This window comes from Streptomyces sp. NPDC092952 (assembly GCF_044754785.1).
Lineage (GTDB): Bacteria > Actinomycetota > Actinomycetes > Streptomycetales > Streptomycetaceae > Streptomyces.
In genome coordinates this window covers 1-15,210 of the sequence record NZ_JBIVPT010000004.1, presented here as the reverse complement: position 1 = coordinate 15,210, position 15,210 = coordinate 1, and the positions used below count along the sequence as shown (strand labels likewise).

The following is a 15,210-nucleotide window of genomic DNA, read 5'->3' as shown; positions in this document are numbered from 1 at the left end:
ACGGGCTTCCTGAGCCCGGGGAAGGCCGCTCGAACCCGGAGAGGACCGCCCTCCGGAGAAGGCGCCCGTACGACCCGGGCCGCCCTCCGGAGCAGCCGCCGGCAGCCGCCGCCGTCCGGCCCGTACCGGCCGCCGTCCGCATCCCGTACCCACCACGGCCCGCCCCCTGCGCCCGCCCGCAGGTGACGGGCCGTCGCCGTACCCGCGCACCGCTCCGGTGCCGCCCGGCCACCGCCGCCTTCCCGCGCTCGGCGCCACCGGGGTGATCCGCACGGGCTAGTGTGGGGCCCCGTCCGAGACGCGCCAACGCCCCGCCGGGGCGCGCGCGTACACCGATGCAGCCCCCGGGGAGACGCCCCCGGACCCGGCCGGAGGGCCCGTACCTCGATGTCCGTGCACAGCCAATCGGCGGCGCCGTACGCGGCCGCCACCGCCCCAGAGTTCCCCCGGCACGTCGTCACCGCCGTGCTCGTCGCCCACGACGGCGCGCGCTGGCTGCCCGACGCGCTCGCCGGACTACTGGGACAGGAACGCCCCGCGCAGAACGTCGTCGCCGCCGACACCGGCAGCGCCGACGACTCCGCGCGACTGGTCACCGAGGCGCTCGGCGCCGACCGCGTCCTGCACCTCGCGCGCCGTACGAGCTTCGGCACCGCCGTCGACGAGGCGGTCCGCACGGCCGGCGTCCTCACCCCCGAGGACCTGCCGTACCTCAAGCGCCCCAGCGGCTGGGACCCCGTCACCAGGACCTGGCGCGACGACGCGTACGAGATGCCCGAGCTGCCGCACGGCGAACCCGTGCAGTGGCTCTGGCTCCTCCACGACGACTGCGCGCCCGCGCCCGACGCGCTCGCCGAACTCCTGCGCGTCGTCGAGGACGACCCGCACGCCGCGATCGTCGGCCCCAAGCTCCGCGGCTGGTACGACCGCAAGCAGCTGCTGGAGGTCGGCGTCTCCATCGCCAACAGCGGCCGCCGCTGGACCGGCCTCGACCGCCGCGAACAGGACCAGGGCCAGCACGACCAGGTCCGCACCGTCCTCTCCGTCTCCACCGCGGGCATGCTGATCCGCCGCGACGTCTGGGAGGAGCTCGGCGGCTTCGACCGCGGACTCCCCCTGATGCGTGACGACGTCGACCTGTGCTGGCGCGCCCACGTCGCCGGACACCGGGTCCTGATCGCCCCCGACGCCGTCCTGCGCCACGCCGAGGCGGCCGCCCGCGAACGCCGGCCCATCGACTGCGTCGGACGCTCCGTCGCCTCCCCGCACCGCGTCGACAAGGCCGGCGCCGTCTACACGATGCTGGTCAACGCCCGCCCCAAGGTGCTGCCCTGGGTGCTGCTCAGGATCGTCGTCGGCACCCTCCTGCGCACCCTCGCCTACCTCGTCGGCAAGGTCCCCGGCCAGGCGCTCGACGAGGTCACCGGACTCCTCGGCACCCTCCTGCGCCCCGGCCGCGTCCTCGCCGCCCGGCGCGCCCGCGGCAGGGGCGCCGTCGACCAGGCCGAGCTGCGCGGCCTCTTCCCGCCGCCCGGCGCCACCGTCCGCGCCACCGTCGAGCAGGTGGCCGGGAACCTCGGCAGCCGCTCCGACGCGGAAACCGGTTCCCGGCACGGCGCCGTCGAGTCCGGCCCCGGCGGCGACGAGGCCGACTTCCTGGAGATCGAGCAGTTCGCCCGGCTCAAGCGGATCGGCCGCAAACCCGGCCCGGTGCTCTTCGCCGTCCTCCTCCTCGTCTCGCTCGTCGCCTGCCGCGACCTCCTCGGCGGCGGATCGCTGACCGGCGGCGCCCTGCTGCCCGCCCCCGCCGACGTCTCCGACCTGTGGGGCCGCTACGCGGACGCCTGGCACACCGTCAACACCGGCGGCACCCAGACCGCCCCGCCCTACCTCGCCGTCCTCGCGGGCCTCTCCGCGCTCTTCCTCGGCTCGACCGGCTTCGCACTCACCCTGCTGCTGGTCTGCTCCGTACCGCTCGCCGGGCTCACCGCCTACTTCGCCTCCCGGCCGCTGCTCCCCTCGCGCCTCCTGCGCGCCTGGGCGAGCGTCGCGTACGCCTTCCTGCCCGCCGCGACCGGCGCCCTGGCGACCGGGCGGCTCGGCACCGCCGTCCTGGCCGTACTGCTCCCGCTGATCGCCCGCGCCGCCGTCGCCGCGTACGGGCTGCGGTCCGCCGACGGCACCCGCGGCAGCTGGCGCGCCACCTGGGCGTACACCCTGCTCCTCACCTTCACGATGGCGTTCACGCCGGTCGTCTGGCCGCTCGCGGCCGTCCTCGGCCTCGGCGTCCTCGCCCTGCGCCGCGACGACATCGTCGCGTACGGGCTCCGCCTCCTCGCCGCGCTCGGCACCCCGCTGCTCGTCCTCGCGCCCTGGTCGCTCTCGCTGCTCACCGAACCGTCCCGCTTCTTCGAGGAGGCGGGCCGGGACATCGGTACGGGGGGCGCCTCCGCGCTCGACCTGCTCTCCCTCAGCCCCGGCGGCCCCAGGGCCGCCGGCGGGGTGCTGCTGCTCGGCATCGTGCTCGCCGCCCTGGCCGCGCTGCTGCGCGGCGAGCGGCAGTTCGCCGTGCGCACCGCCTGGGCGGTCGCGCTGGTCGCCCTCGTCTTCGCGGCCCTCACCAACGGATCGCACTGGGCCGGACCCGCCACGCTCGTCTACGGCACCGCGCTCATCGCCGCCGCGCTCGTCGGCGCGGACGGCGCCCGCATCCGCGTCGCCGAGCTGAGCTTCGGCTGGCGCCAGCCGGTCGCCGCGCTGATCGCCCTGGCCGCCGGGCTCGCCCCGGTGGTGGCCGCCGCGGGCTGGATGATCGGCGGCGCCGACGGACCACTGGAACGCCGCGACCCGGTCCAGGTGCCCGCGTTCGTCGCCGAGGAGAGCGCCACCCGCGACCAGCCGCGCACCCTGGTCCTCGGCGGAACCTCGCCCGGCACCGTCGCGTACACCCTGGTCCGGGGCTCCGGCGGCCGCCTCGGCGACGCCGAACTGACCGAGGCGGGCGGCAGCAACAGCCACCTCGACAAGGTCGTCGCCAACCTGGTCGCGGGCTCCGGCGCCGACCAGGGCAGCCAGCTCAGCGGCTTCGCCATCCGATACGTACTGGTCCGCGACGGCGCCCCCGAGCGGATGAGCCGGGTCCTCGACGCGACCCCCGGGCTCAGCCGGCTCAGCCAGCTCGACGGCAGCGCGCTGTGGCGGGTGGAGCGCCAGGTCGCCCGCGTCATGATCGTCCCGTCCGGCACCGGCGGCGAGGAGCTGCCCGTGGGCTCCCTCCCCGTCGAGGCGCACACGAAGATCCCCGCGGGCGGCTCCGGCCGGACGCTGCGGATCGCGGACGCCGCCGACCCCGGCTGGAAGGCCACGCTGAACGGCCGGACGCTGACCCCGAAGACCGTCGACGGCTGGGCCCAGGGCTTCGAGCTGCCCACCGAGGGCGGCACGCTGGACCTCACGTACGACACCCCGCTCACCCACACCGCCTGGATCTGGACCCAGGCCGCGCTCGCCGTCGTCCTGCTGGTGCTCGCCCTGCCGGGCCGCCGCCGGGAGATCGACGACGACCTGCCCGAGGAGACCGCCCCGGTCCCCGCGGAGCCGGTCGCGGGCGAGGGACGCCGGGCCCGCCGGCTGCGCGCCGCCGCCCAGGCCGAGGCCGAGGCGGAGAACGGCACGGAGAGCGGGGCCGAGGAGGCGGGGGAGACGGCGGAGCCGTACATCCCGGCCCAGCAGGCACAGGACTTCCCGCAGGCCCAGGAGTTCCCGCAGTCGCAGGAGTACCCGCACCCCGCCGAGCCCCCCGCGCCCGGTCACGGTGACGACGGGCAGGACGGCTACGCGGCGGTCCCGCAGCAGCAGTACGGCACCTGGGACGCCCCGCAGTACCAGGACACCGGCTACCCGCAGCAGTACCAGGGCGGCGAGCAGTACCCGGCCGATCCGTACCAGCAGGACGGGCAGCCGTACGCGTACGGCACCGGGCAGGACCACCTCGCCGCCGACCCGTACCAGCAGAACGCCCAGGCCTACGACCCGTACGGCTACCAGGCCGCCCCCCAGCCGTACGACCCGCAGGCCCCGTACGGGCAGCAGGCACCCCAGCCGCACGACGAGAACCCGACCCCGGGCCAGAACCCGTGGCCGACCGGCAACGCATCGCGAGGCGAGTCCGAGTGAAGACCCCCAGCCTGTCCCTCATCGCGGGTGCCGCCGCCCTCGCGGCCGTCACCGCCTTCGCCGCGCTCACCGCACCCGACGGCACCGCGGACGCGGCCCCGGCGAAGGCCGCCGCCCGGCTCCCGGTCGAGCGGACCAGCCTGCTCTGCCCGTCCTCCGGCCTCTCGCCGCTCGCCGAGACGACCTACACCGCCTTCACCCCGGCGGGCGGCTCCGGCGGCCCGGCCGGCTCGGCCGACCTCCACAAGTCCGCCTCGGCCGATCTCGACGACGGCAAGAAGGACGACGGGAAGAAGGACGACGGCAAGGACAAGGGGAAGAAGGACGCCCCCGGCAAGCCGGTCGTCGCGCTCAAGGAGCCCGGGAAGCCGGTCACCGCCGAGGCGTCCGGCGCGGGCAGCCCCGCCCTGGTCGGCACCGCCACCGGCCGGCTGGCCCCCGGCTGGGCCGCCCAGGAGACCACCGTGGTCGAGGCGGGCGCCGGCCGGGGCCTGCTCGGCGTCAGCTGCACCGCGCCCGACACCGGCTTCTGGATCCCGGCCGCGAGCACCGCGAAGTCCCGCGAGGACTACGTCCACCTGACCAACCCGGACGACACCGCGGCCGTCGCCGACATCGAGCTGTACGGACCGGACGGCTCCCTCAAGTCCGACGTCGGCGAGGGCATCACGGTGCCCGCCCGCTCCAGCGTGCCGGTCCTGATCTCCACGCTGACCAGCCAGGCCGCCGACGACGTCACCGTGCACGTCACCACCCGCACCGGACGGGTCGCGGCGGTCGTACGGGCCTCGGACGAGACGGCCGGGAGCGACTGGCTGCCCGCCTCCACCGGCCCGACGGACACCCTGGTCCTCCCCGGCATCCCCGCGGACGCCACCTCGGTCCGCCTGGTGGCCTTCGCGCCCGGCGACGACGACGCCGATCTGAAGGTGAGGCTGCTCGGCAAGACCGGCGCCATCTCCCCGGTCGGCCACGATTCGCTCCATGTCAAGTCCCGGATGACCGCGAGCGTCGACCTGAAGGACCTCACCAAGGGCGAGGCCGGCTCCCTGCTGCTGACCCCCGTGCAGAGCGGGAAGCGCACCCCGGTGGTCGCCGCCCTGCGGGTGGTCCGCGGCTCCGGCGACAAGCAGGAGATCGCCTACATCCCGGCCACCGGCCCGGTGGGCGCGCGGGCGACCGTGGCCGACAACCGCGACAAGGGCTCGACCCTCTCGCTCACCGCCCCGACCGCCGACGCCACCGTGAAGGTCACCGCCTCGGCGGGCAGCAAGGGCGGCGAACAGACCGTCAAGAAGTACACGGTCAAGGCCGGTACGACGCTGGCGGTCACCCCGCCCGTACCGTCCGGCCTCAAGGGCGGCTACGCGCTGACGGTCGAGACGGAGTCCGGCGGCCCGGTGCACGCCGCCCGTACGCTGACCCTGCCGAAGGGCGGCATCCAGATGTTCACCGTGCAGACCCTTCCCGACGACCGCAGCACGGTCGAGGTGCCGGCCGCCCGGCAGGACCTCTCGGTCCTCGACGAGTAGTCGGACGGGCGAGCGCCGGGCGGCGGAGCCACCGGAAAGGGGCGGGACCGGCACGACCGGCCCGCCCCTCGGCGTTCCCGGCTACTCCTGCCCGTACCGCGGATCGACCGACTCCGGCGCGAGCCCCAGCAGTTCGGCGACCTGCTCCACCACGACCTCGTGCACCAGCAGGGCCCGTTCGTCGCGGTTCTTGGCCCGGATCTCGACCGGCCGCCGGTAGACGACGATCTGCGCGGGCCGGTCCTTCTCGGCGGAGAGCGACTGCCCCAGCGGCACGGTCTCCTCCTGGGGGCCCGGCACGTCGAGCACCATGAAGTCGACATCGGCCAGCTGCGGCCAGAGCCGCTCCAGCCGTTCCACCGAGTCCTGCACCAGATCGCGGAAGCTCTCCGCCCTGCTGACCGAGAGCGGCACCTGGGGCGGGGCGACGGGACCCCGCATGCCGCGGCCGTGGCGGTCGCGGTGGCGCGGGCGCGGCTCGGACGGGCGGGGAGGTACGGGGCTGTCCATCACTGACGCAGGGTAACCCTCCGCGCGCGCCAGGGGGACGGGACGGGCGCAGGGCAATGACATGTCCAATCCTGAACAATCCGGCCAACCAAGGGCTCGTTTCCGGCCCTGCTCCTGACCGTTGATCTCATGCTGTATGGCGCCTTTTGTATGGAATGAAGGCGGGGAGCGAGGTCGGCCGGACCTGCGATTCCGTGTCCCTCCGCAGGTCAGAAGAGTTGTCCGGAAGGCGTTGGGGAGGTGCCTGACGGGGCGACACGGTGGGGTGAGCTGGGGGAGAGTCGTCGCAGCCCGTTCAAGAGTGCGGTAACGTCCAATACCGTGAGCCCTGTACGTCGCTGTTCGCGCACCGCGTGCGGCCGCCCTGCCGTCGCGACACTGACGTACGTCTATGCCGACTCGACTGCGGTCCTCGGCCCGCTCGCCACCTACGCCGAGCCCCACTGCTACGACCTCTGCGCCGAGCACAGTGAGCGGCTGACGGCCCCTCGTGGCTGGGAGGTTGTCCGGCTCACCGACCCCTCCGCCCCCACCCGCCCCAGCGGTGACGACCTCGAAGCGCTCGCCAACGCCGTGCGCGAGGCGGCGCGTCCGCAGGAGCGCCCGGCCGACGCCCGGGGCGTCGGCCCGCACACCGCCGATCCGATGGAGGTCGCGCGCCGCGGCCATCTGCGGGTGCTGCGTTCCCCCGACTCCTGACCGGAGTCCGCACCTCCTGGCCGGATGCCTCCAGGCACCTCCCGATACCTCCGGACACCTCCCTGAGCAGGGCGGGGACGCGCGCCCGGGTAGGTTGGGCGGTCCGCAGAAATCTCAGGAGGACCGGCCGTGGCTGCTGATCTGGCGCAGATCGTGAAGGCGTACGACGTGCGCGGAGTGGTGCCCGACCAATGGGACGAGGCGCTCGCCGAGCAGTTCGGGGCGGCGTTCGTCGAGGTGCTGGGCGCGGACGCGATCGTGATCGGCCACGACATGCGCCCCTCCTCGCCCGGCCTGTCGGACGCCTTCGCCCGCGGGGCGGCCGGCCGCGGCGCGGACGTCACGCTCATCGGCCTCTGCTCGACCGACCAGCTGTACTTCGCCTCCGGCAGCCTGGGCCTCCCCGGCGCCATGTTCACCGCCTCGCACAACCCGGCCCGGTACAACGGCATCAAGCTCTGCCGGGCGGGCGCCGCCCCCGTCGGCCAGGACACCGGGCTGCTGGAGATCCGCACCCTGGTCGAGAAGTGGTCCGCCACGGGCGCCCCGCGCCCGGTCGCCGTCCCGGGCACCGTCACCGCGCGCGAGACGCTCGCCGACTACGCGGCGCACCTGCTCTCCCTCGTCGACCTGGACTCCGTACGCCCGCTGAAGGTCGTCGTCGACGCGGGCAACGGCATGGGCGGCCACACCGTCCCCACCGTCTTCGCCGGTCTGCCCGTCGAGCTCGTACCGATGTACTTCGAGCTCGACGGCACGTTCCCGAACCACGAGGCCAACCCCCTCGACCCGAAGAACCTCCTCGACCTCCAGGCCCGCGTCGTCGCCGAGGGCGCCGACCTCGGACTCGCCTTCGACGGGGACGCGGACCGCTGCTTCGTCGTCGACGAGCGGGGCGCGGGCGTCTCCCCGTCTGCGGTCACCGCCCTGGTCGCCGCCCGCGAGCTGGCCCGCAACGGCGGCACGGGCACCGTCATCCACAACCTGATCACCTCCCGCACCGTCCCCGAGGTCGTCCGCGAACACGGCGGCACCCCGGTCCGCACCCGCGTCGGCCACTCCTTCATCAAGGCGGAGATGGCCGAGCACGGCGCGATCTTCGGCGGCGAACACTCCGCGCACTACTACTTCCGCGACTTCTGGAACGCCGACACGGGCATGCTCGCCGCCCTCCACGTCCTGGTCGCGCTCGGCGGACAGCCGGGCCCGCTCTCCGAACTGGTCGCCCGGTACGACCGCTACAGCGGCTCCGGCGAGATCAACTCCACCGTCGCCGACCAGCAGGCCAGCACCGACGCCGTACGCGCCGCCTACGCGCCCCGCGACGGCGTCACCACCGACGAGCTGGACGGCCTCACCGTCACCGGCCCCGACTGGTGGTTCAACCTCCGCCCCTCCAACACCGAGCCCCTGCTCCGGCTGAACGTCGAGGCCCGCGACGAGGGGACGATGACGGCGGTACGGGACGAAGTGCTGGCCCTGGTCCGCGCCGGATCCTGAGGCCCGGCCGCACCGCCCGCGCCCCCCTCGACCCGCCCCGCAGCCCCCGTCCCACGGCGGTAGGCTGACGTGGCCCGATCCGTTGCCCGAAGGGAACCGACCATGCCGCTCGAAGCTGGCCTCCTGGAGATCCTCGCCTGCCCGGCCTGTCACTCCCCGCTCGACGACCGGACGGCCGACGACACCCCCGAGCTGGTCTGCACCGGCGCCGACTGCGGCCTGGCCTACCCGGTACGGGACGGCATCCCCGTCCTCCTCGTCGACGAGGCCCGCCGCCCCGCGTAACGGAGCCCGTACCCGCACGGTGTCAGCAGGTGATCGGAGGACCGCCCCCATGCTCGACGAGTCGCTGCTCGACACCCCGCAGGCCCTGGCCCGGGCCGACCGCCGCGGCCTGCTGCGCGGCGCGGCCGAGGCCGGGGCCCGGGTCCGCACCGCCGCCCGGAACGCCGCCGAGGCCGGGATCCCCGCGCTGAACCCGGAGGGGCGGCCCCGCGCCGTCCTCGTCGCGGGCTCCGGCACCGCCGCCTCCGGCGTCGCCGACCTGATCACCGCCCTGGCGGGGGCCTCCGCCCCCGTCACCCGCATCCACCCCACCGGGGTCGCCCCCGCCGCGGGCGCGATGCGCTGGGCGCTGCCCGGCTGGGCCGGCCCCATGGACCTGCTGCTGATCGTCACGGCGGACGGCTCCGAGCCCGGCCTCGCCCTCCTCGCCGAACAGGCGTACCGCCGGGGGAGCAGCGTCGTCGCCGTGGCCCCGAGCCGGTCGCCGCTGCGCGAGACGGTCGACGGGGCGCGCGGCCTCCTCGTCCCGCTGGCCACCGCCCCGCACGGCGAGTACGACGCCGAGACCTCGGCCGCCGGTCCGGGCACGCTCTGGGCGCTGTTCACCCCGCTCCTCGCGCTGCTGGACCGGGTCGGTCTGCTCACCGCCCCCGCCGAGGCGCTCCAGGGCGTCGCCGACCGCCTGGACCGCACGGCGGAACGGTGCGGTCCGGCCGTCGCCACCTACAGCAACCCGGCCAAGACCCTCGCGGCCGAGCTCGCCGACAGCCTGCCCCTCATCTGGACCGAGGGCGACGCCGCCGGCCCGGTCGGCCGCAGGTTCGCCGCCGTCCTGGCCGAGCTGGCCGGCCGTCCGGCCCTCGCCGCCGAACTGCCCGAGGCACTGCCCGCCCACGGCACGCTGCTGGCCGGACGCCTCGCCGCGGCCGCCGACCCCGACGACTTCTTCCGCGACCGGGTCGACGAGCCGGACCCGCTGCACGCCCGCGTCGTCCTGCTCCGCGACCGCCCCACCGGCGGGCTGAGCGCGGCCCCCGCCGCCCGCGAGCTCGCCCTCGGCCACACCACCGCGATCAGCGAACTCGAACCCGAGGAGGGCACCGGACTCGAAGCCCTCGCCGAGCTGCTGGCCGTCACCGATTTCGCCGCCGTCTACCTCGCACTCGCCTCCGCGCCCGAAGCCTGACACCTGCGGTCCTCCCCGTGGACGCCTCGTTCCCGCAGTGTCCACACCAGCACCGCGGACCACTCCCGCGCACCCGCCGGTGCCACGGCTTCCGATGCTCCCGACCCGCGCATCCCACAAGGACGAACACCATGGACCGGCTCCTCAACACGGTGCGCCCGTACGCCTGGGGCTCCACCACGGCCATCCCCGAGCTGCTCGGCACCGCCCCCACCGGTGAACCCCAGGCCGAGCTGTGGATGGGCGCCCACCCCGGTGCCCCCTCGCTCCTGACCCGCCCCGGCACCGGCACCCGGCAGTCCCTCACCGACGTCATCGCCGCCGACCCCGAGCGCGAACTGGGCCCGGCCACCGTCCGGAAGTTCGGCCCCCACCTCCCCTTCCTCCTCAAACTCCTCGCGGCCGGCGCCCCGCTCTCCCTCCAGGTCCACCCCGACCTCGACCAGGCCCGACGGGGCTACGCGGACGAGGAACGCCGGTCCGTCCCGGTCGACGCCCCGTACCGGACGTACAGGGACGCCAACCACAAGCCCGAACTGATCTGCGCGCTCACCCCGTTCACCGGCCTGTGCGGCTTCCGCCACCCCGCCGAGGCGGCCCGCACGATGGCGGCCCTCGGCGTCGACACCCTGAAGCCGTACGTCGACCTCCTCGGCGCCCATCCCGAGACGGCCGCCCTGCGCGAGGTCCTCACCGCGATCCTCGGCGCCGACCCGGCGGAGACCGCCGACACGGTGCACCGCGCCGCGGCCGCCGCCGAGGCCCTCGGCGGCCCGTACGCCCCGTACGCCCGGATCGCCCGTCACTTCCCCGGCGACCCCGGCGTCCTCGCCGCGATGCTGCTGAACCACGTGGAACTCCAGCCCGGCGAGGCCCTGTTCCTCGGCGCGGGCGTCCCGCACGCCTACCTCTTCGGCCTCGGCGTCGAGATCATGGCCAACTCGGACAACGTGCTGCGCTGCGGACTCACGCCCAAACACATCGACGTCCCCGAACTGCTGCGCGTGGTCCGCTTCGAGGCCGCCGACCCCGGCATCCTGCGCCCCGAGGCCGCCCCCTCGGGCGAGGAGCTCTACGAGACGCCCGTGGACGAGTTCCGGCTCTCCCGCTTCAGCCTCGCCCCCGGCGCCGCCCCCGTCGACCTGACCCGCGCCGCCCCGCAGATCCTGCTCTGCGCCGCGGGCACCACGAAGGCGGGCGCACTGGACCTCACCCCGGGCGCCTCCGTCTTCGTACCCGCAGGCGAAAAGGTCGAAGTGTCCGGTACGGGAACCCTGTTCCGCGCCACAGTGGTGGTCTGACGCACCACCCGCCCCGGCTGCTGCAACAATGTCCGGCCGTAACGCGGCGCCGAGGGCGCGGCACCGACGAAGGGACACCAGGCACCGATGAGTGCGTCAGGCGGAACCAAGGCGATCGTGGCGGCGCTCGGCGCCAATCTCGCGATCGCGGTGGCCAAATTCGTGGCGTTCCTGTTCAGCGGTTCGTCGTCGATGCTCGCGGAGAGCGTCCACTCGGTCGCCGACTCCGGCAACCAGGGGCTGCTGCTGCTCGGCGCCAAGAAGGCCCGCCGCGAGGCCACCCCCCAGCACCCCTTCGGCTACGGCCGCGAGCGCTACATCTACGCCTTCCTCGTCTCCATCGTCCTCTTCTCGGTCGGTGGCATGTTCGCGGTGTACGAGGGCTACGAGAAGATCAAGAACCCGCACGAGCTGGAGTCCTGGTACTGGCCGGTCGGCGTTCTCGTCTTCGCGATCATCGCCGAGGGCTTCTCCTTCCGTACGGCGATCAAGGAGTCCAACGAGACCCGCGGCTCGCTGTCCTGGCGCGAGTTCATCCGCCGGGCCAAGGCCCCCGAGCTCCCCGTCGTGCTCCTGGAGGACTTCGGCGCGCTGATCGGTCTGGTGCTCGCCCTCGGCGGTGTCGGCCTCTCCCTCGCGACCGGCGACGGCGTCTGGGACGGCATCGGCACCCTCTGCATCGGCATCCTGCTGATCGTGATCGCGATCGTGCTCGCCGCCGAGACGAAGTCCCTGCTGCTCGGCGAGGCCGCGGGCACCGACCAGGTCGAGAAGATCAAGGCCGCGGCCGTCGACGGCGACACCGTCACCGGTGTCATCCACATGCGTACGCTCCACCTCGGCCCGGAGGAGCTGCTCGTCGCCGCCAAGATCGCGGTGCAGCACGACGACACGGCCACCGAGGTGGCCAACGCCATCAACGCCGCCGAGCAGCGCATCCGCGAGGCGGTCCCGATCGCCCGGGTCATCTACCTGGAACCGGACATCTACAGCGAGGCCGCCGCCGCGGCCGGCACCAATCCGGCCAAGGCCCCGGGCGGGGACCCCGACGCCGCCCCGAAGCCGCCGGCCGACCCCGGCCACTGATCTTCCCCGCCTTCCCCGGCCCGGCCGCACCCCGCCGCTCCCCGTCGTTTCCGGTCACGCCCCACGGCTCCCGGACCCGGGACGACTGGGAACGGCCGGGCCGACCGGTGTAGATTCGACGGCAGTGTCAGACGTCGCTGCTGATGGCGGTCGATCGGTCCGAACGCCCGGACCGGCCGAGGGAGAGAGGGCCTCCGACGGACTGCGCTGCGAGCGCCCGGGCATTCGTGTGCCCGCCGCCGCAGAGCCATCCGTGCCCGCCTCGACCCCATTACGAGGAGCAGCCCGTTATGACGACGGTCGCCAACCGACAGGACTTCAAGGTCGCCGATCTCTCCCTCGCGGCCTTCGGCCGCAAGGAGATCACCCTCGCCGAGCACGAGATGCCCGGCCTGATGTCGATCCGCAAGGAGTACGCCGCCACGCAGCCGCTGGCCGGCGCCCGGATCACCGGCTCGCTGCACATGACGGTGCAGACGGCCGTGCTCATCGAGACCCTGGTCGCCCTCGGCGCCGAGGTCCGCTGGGCCTCCTGCAACATCTTCTCCACCCAGGACCACGCCGCCGCGGCCATCGCCGTCGGCCCGAACGGCACCCCGGACGCCCCGGCGGGCGTCCCGGTCTTCGCCTGGAAGGGCGAGACGCTGGAGGAGTACTGGTGGTGCACGGAGCAGGCGCTGACCTGGCCGGACAGCCCCACCGGCGGTCCGAACATGATCCTCGACGACGGTGGTGACGCCACCCTCCTCGTCCACAAGGGCGTCGAGTTCGAGAAGGCGGGCGCCGCCCCGGACCCGTCGACCGCGGACAGCGAGGAGTTCGCCCAGATCCTCACGCTCCTCAACCGCACCCTCGGCGAGTCCCCGCAGAAGTGGACGCGGCTCGCGTCCGAGATCCGCGGCGTCACCGAGGAGACCACGACCGGTGTGCACCGTCTCTACGAGATGCACCGCGACGGCACCCTCCTCTTCCCGGCGATCAACGTCAACGACGCCGTCACCAAGTCGAAGTTCGACAACAAGTACGGCTGCCGCCACTCCCTGATCGACGGCATCAACCGCGCCACGGACGTCCTGATCGGCGGCAAGACCGCCGTCGTCTGCGGCTACGGCGACGTGGGCAAGGGCTGCGCGGAGTCCCTGCGCGGCCAGGGCGCCCGGGTCATCGTCACGGAGATCGACCCGATCTGCGCCCTCCAGGCGGCGATGGACGGCTACCAGGTCGCCACCCTCGACGACGTCGTCGGCCAGGCCGACATCTTCGTCACCACCACGGGCAACAAGGACATCATCATGGCCTCCGACATGGCCAGGATGAAGCACCAGGCCATCGTCGGGAACATCGGCCACTTCGACAACGAGATCGACATGGCCGGTCTCGCGAAGATCGAGGGCATCGTCAAGGACGAGGTGAAGCCCCAGGTCCACACCTGGACGTTCCCCGACGGCAAGGTCCTGATCGTGCTGTCCGAGGGCCGCCTGCTGAACCTGGGCAACGCCACCGGTCACCCCTCGTTCGTCATGTCCAACTCGTTCGCGGACCAGACCCTGGCCCAGATCGAGCTGTTCACCAAGCCCGAGGAGTACCCGACCGACGTCTACGTGCTGCCCAAGCACCTGGACGAGAAGGTCGCCCGCCTCCACCTGGACGCCCTCGGCGTGAGGCTCACGACGCTCCGCCCGGAGCAGGCCGCCTACATCGGCGTCGAGGTCGAGGGCCCGTACAAGCCCGACCACTACCGCTACTGATCCCGCCACCGTCCGTCGCCGGCCCCCAGCGGCCGCCGACGGACGGAACGGCCTCCAGCGGCTACGAGAAAGCAGGCCCCCGCACCCCCGTGCCGGGGGCCTGCTCCCGTCCCGCGCCGCTCAGCCCGAGGAACCTCGAAGGACCCCATGCCCCGCGGCCGATATTCGCTTCACGATCTCCACGATCACACCCCCCTCGGTGAAGAGCACTTCCACTGCGCCCCCGGCCCCTCCGGCTGGCGCTACCTCTCCCGGACCACCGGTCCCTCCGGCGAGCACACCGGCTCCGTCGATCTCACCGTCGACGATCTCGGCCGCCCCGTCCGGCTCGAACTCCATGCCGCGAGCTGGCAGGTCCGCGGCGCCGCCCTCGACGGCGTCACCTGGGTCCGCACCGACCCGGCCGGCATCCGTGCCACCGAGGGCAATGTCCGCGCCCACGCCTTCACCGGCACCTCGCCCGCGTTCCTCGTCGCGACCGCACGACTGCTCCGCCTCACCCCCGGTTCCCCCGCGACGCGCGTCCGCCTGGTCGCCTTCACCGACCCGGTCCTCGCGCCCCGCACCGTCGACCAGTCCTGGTCCCTGGTGAAGAGTGAAGCGCACGCCACTGACAACGGCCTCCTGACCGTGGACGAGTACCAGGTCATCGCCCTGGACACCGGCGAACAGCACACCGTCCACCTCGCCGGCGACGTGGTCCTCGCGGCCCCGGGCATCGAGCTCGAGGACCTGTACTCCCCGCCCTCCCCGGCCCCGTCGAGCTAGCCGGTGCCTGATGTGCGTTCCCCCTTGCTGACCTGCTAGTCTTCCTCTTGCCCCAAAAAAGCTGTTGACACAGCCGATGCGGGGAGGTAGATTTTACGGGTTGCGTCGAGCTGGACAAGTTCGATCGCAACGGTTAATGTCTACTTCGCTCTCGCCGGAATTTTCCGCGGAGCCACCGATCCTTACCTGTATCAATCAGGAAGCCGAATTTCCGGCCGAATGTTTCTGATAAAGTCGGATCAGCCGAAAGGCAAAGACCTTCCAGCGGGTCACCGGAATTCAAATTCGGACCGGAAACGGGACGGAAAAGAGTCTGGTAAGGTTGGAACCGCCGGAAAGGGAATCGCGGAAGCGAGGAACTGGAAAGCGAAACCCGCTTCGACCGGGAATCGGGACTCGAAAGAGTCTGATAGAGTCGG

General features: G+C 73.4%; 11 protein-coding genes. 10 read left to right on the top strand and 1 reads right to left on the bottom strand.

The window, feature by feature from the left end:
- The first annotated feature begins 387 nt into the window (after window positions 1-387).
- Complete coding sequence (locus ACIQGQ_RS11075; RefSeq protein WP_402393495.1) at window positions 388-4,176, top strand: glycosyltransferase; 3,789 nt, start codon at window positions 388-390, stop codon at window positions 4,174-4,176.
- Window positions 4,173-5,708, top strand: coding sequence for a DUF5719 family protein (locus ACIQGQ_RS11070; RefSeq protein ID WP_402393493.1), 1,536 nt, complete (start codon window positions 4,173-4,175; stop codon window positions 5,706-5,708). Before ACIQGQ_RS11075 ends, ACIQGQ_RS11070 begins: the two co-directional genes overlap by 4 nt.
- An 81-nt stretch (window positions 5,709-5,789) precedes the next feature.
- Here the strand turns inward: ACIQGQ_RS11070 and ACIQGQ_RS11065 are convergent, their stop codons facing one another.
- Window positions 5,790-6,218, bottom strand: coding sequence for a metallopeptidase family protein (locus ACIQGQ_RS11065; protein ID WP_402393490.1), 429 nt, complete (start codon window positions 6,216-6,218; stop codon window positions 5,790-5,792).
- 321 nt (window positions 6,219-6,539) lie between these two features.
- On the opposite strand from ACIQGQ_RS11065, the gene ACIQGQ_RS11060 reads away from it, so the two are divergent.
- The 8 genes from ACIQGQ_RS11060 (at window position 6,540) to ACIQGQ_RS11025 (ending at window position 14,791) form a co-directional block, all read left to right on the top strand.
- On the top strand, window positions 6,540-6,917 hold the full coding sequence (locus tag ACIQGQ_RS11060) for a DUF3499 domain-containing protein (protein ID WP_402393488.1): 378 nt from the start codon (window positions 6,540-6,542) through the stop codon (window positions 6,915-6,917).
- Window positions 6,918-7,046: 129 nt separating this feature from the next.
- Complete coding sequence (locus tag ACIQGQ_RS11055; protein ID WP_402393485.1) at window positions 7,047-8,417, top strand: phosphomannomutase/phosphoglucomutase; 1,371 nt, start codon at window positions 7,047-7,049, stop codon at window positions 8,415-8,417.
- Between the two features lie 102 nt (window positions 8,418-8,519).
- A complete protein-coding gene (locus ACIQGQ_RS11050) occupies window positions 8,520-8,702 on the top strand; it encodes a Trm112 family protein (protein ID WP_352277050.1) in 183 nt (60 codons plus the stop codon).
- Window positions 8,703-8,751: 49 nt separating this feature from the next.
- Window positions 8,752-9,888, top strand: a complete 1,137-nt coding sequence (locus ACIQGQ_RS11045; RefSeq protein ID WP_402393483.1) for an SIS domain-containing protein — start codon at window positions 8,752-8,754, stop codon at window positions 9,886-9,888.
- A gap of 131 nt (window positions 9,889-10,019) precedes the next feature.
- Window positions 10,020-11,189, top strand: a complete 1,170-nt coding sequence (gene manA, locus ACIQGQ_RS11040) for a mannose-6-phosphate isomerase, class I (RefSeq protein WP_402393480.1) — start codon at window positions 10,020-10,022, stop codon at window positions 11,187-11,189.
- A gap of 87 nt (window positions 11,190-11,276) precedes the next feature.
- The gene (locus tag ACIQGQ_RS11035; protein ID WP_402393477.1) at window positions 11,277-12,275 is read left to right on the top strand and encodes a cation diffusion facilitator family transporter; all 999 of its coding nucleotides are present in this window, start codon (window positions 11,277-11,279) and stop codon (window positions 12,273-12,275) included.
- Window positions 12,276-12,565: 290 nt separating this feature from the next.
- Window positions 12,566-14,023: an adenosylhomocysteinase gene (gene ahcY / locus ACIQGQ_RS11030; protein WP_402393475.1), complete on the top strand. Its 1,458-nt coding sequence runs from the start codon at window positions 12,566-12,568 to the stop codon at window positions 14,021-14,023.
- A 147-nt stretch (window positions 14,024-14,170) separates the two neighbouring features.
- On the top strand, window positions 14,171-14,791 hold the full coding sequence (locus ACIQGQ_RS11025; protein ID WP_402393472.1) for a hypothetical protein: 621 nt from the start codon (window positions 14,171-14,173) through the stop codon (window positions 14,789-14,791).
- Window positions 14,792-15,210: the final 419 nt, after the last annotated feature.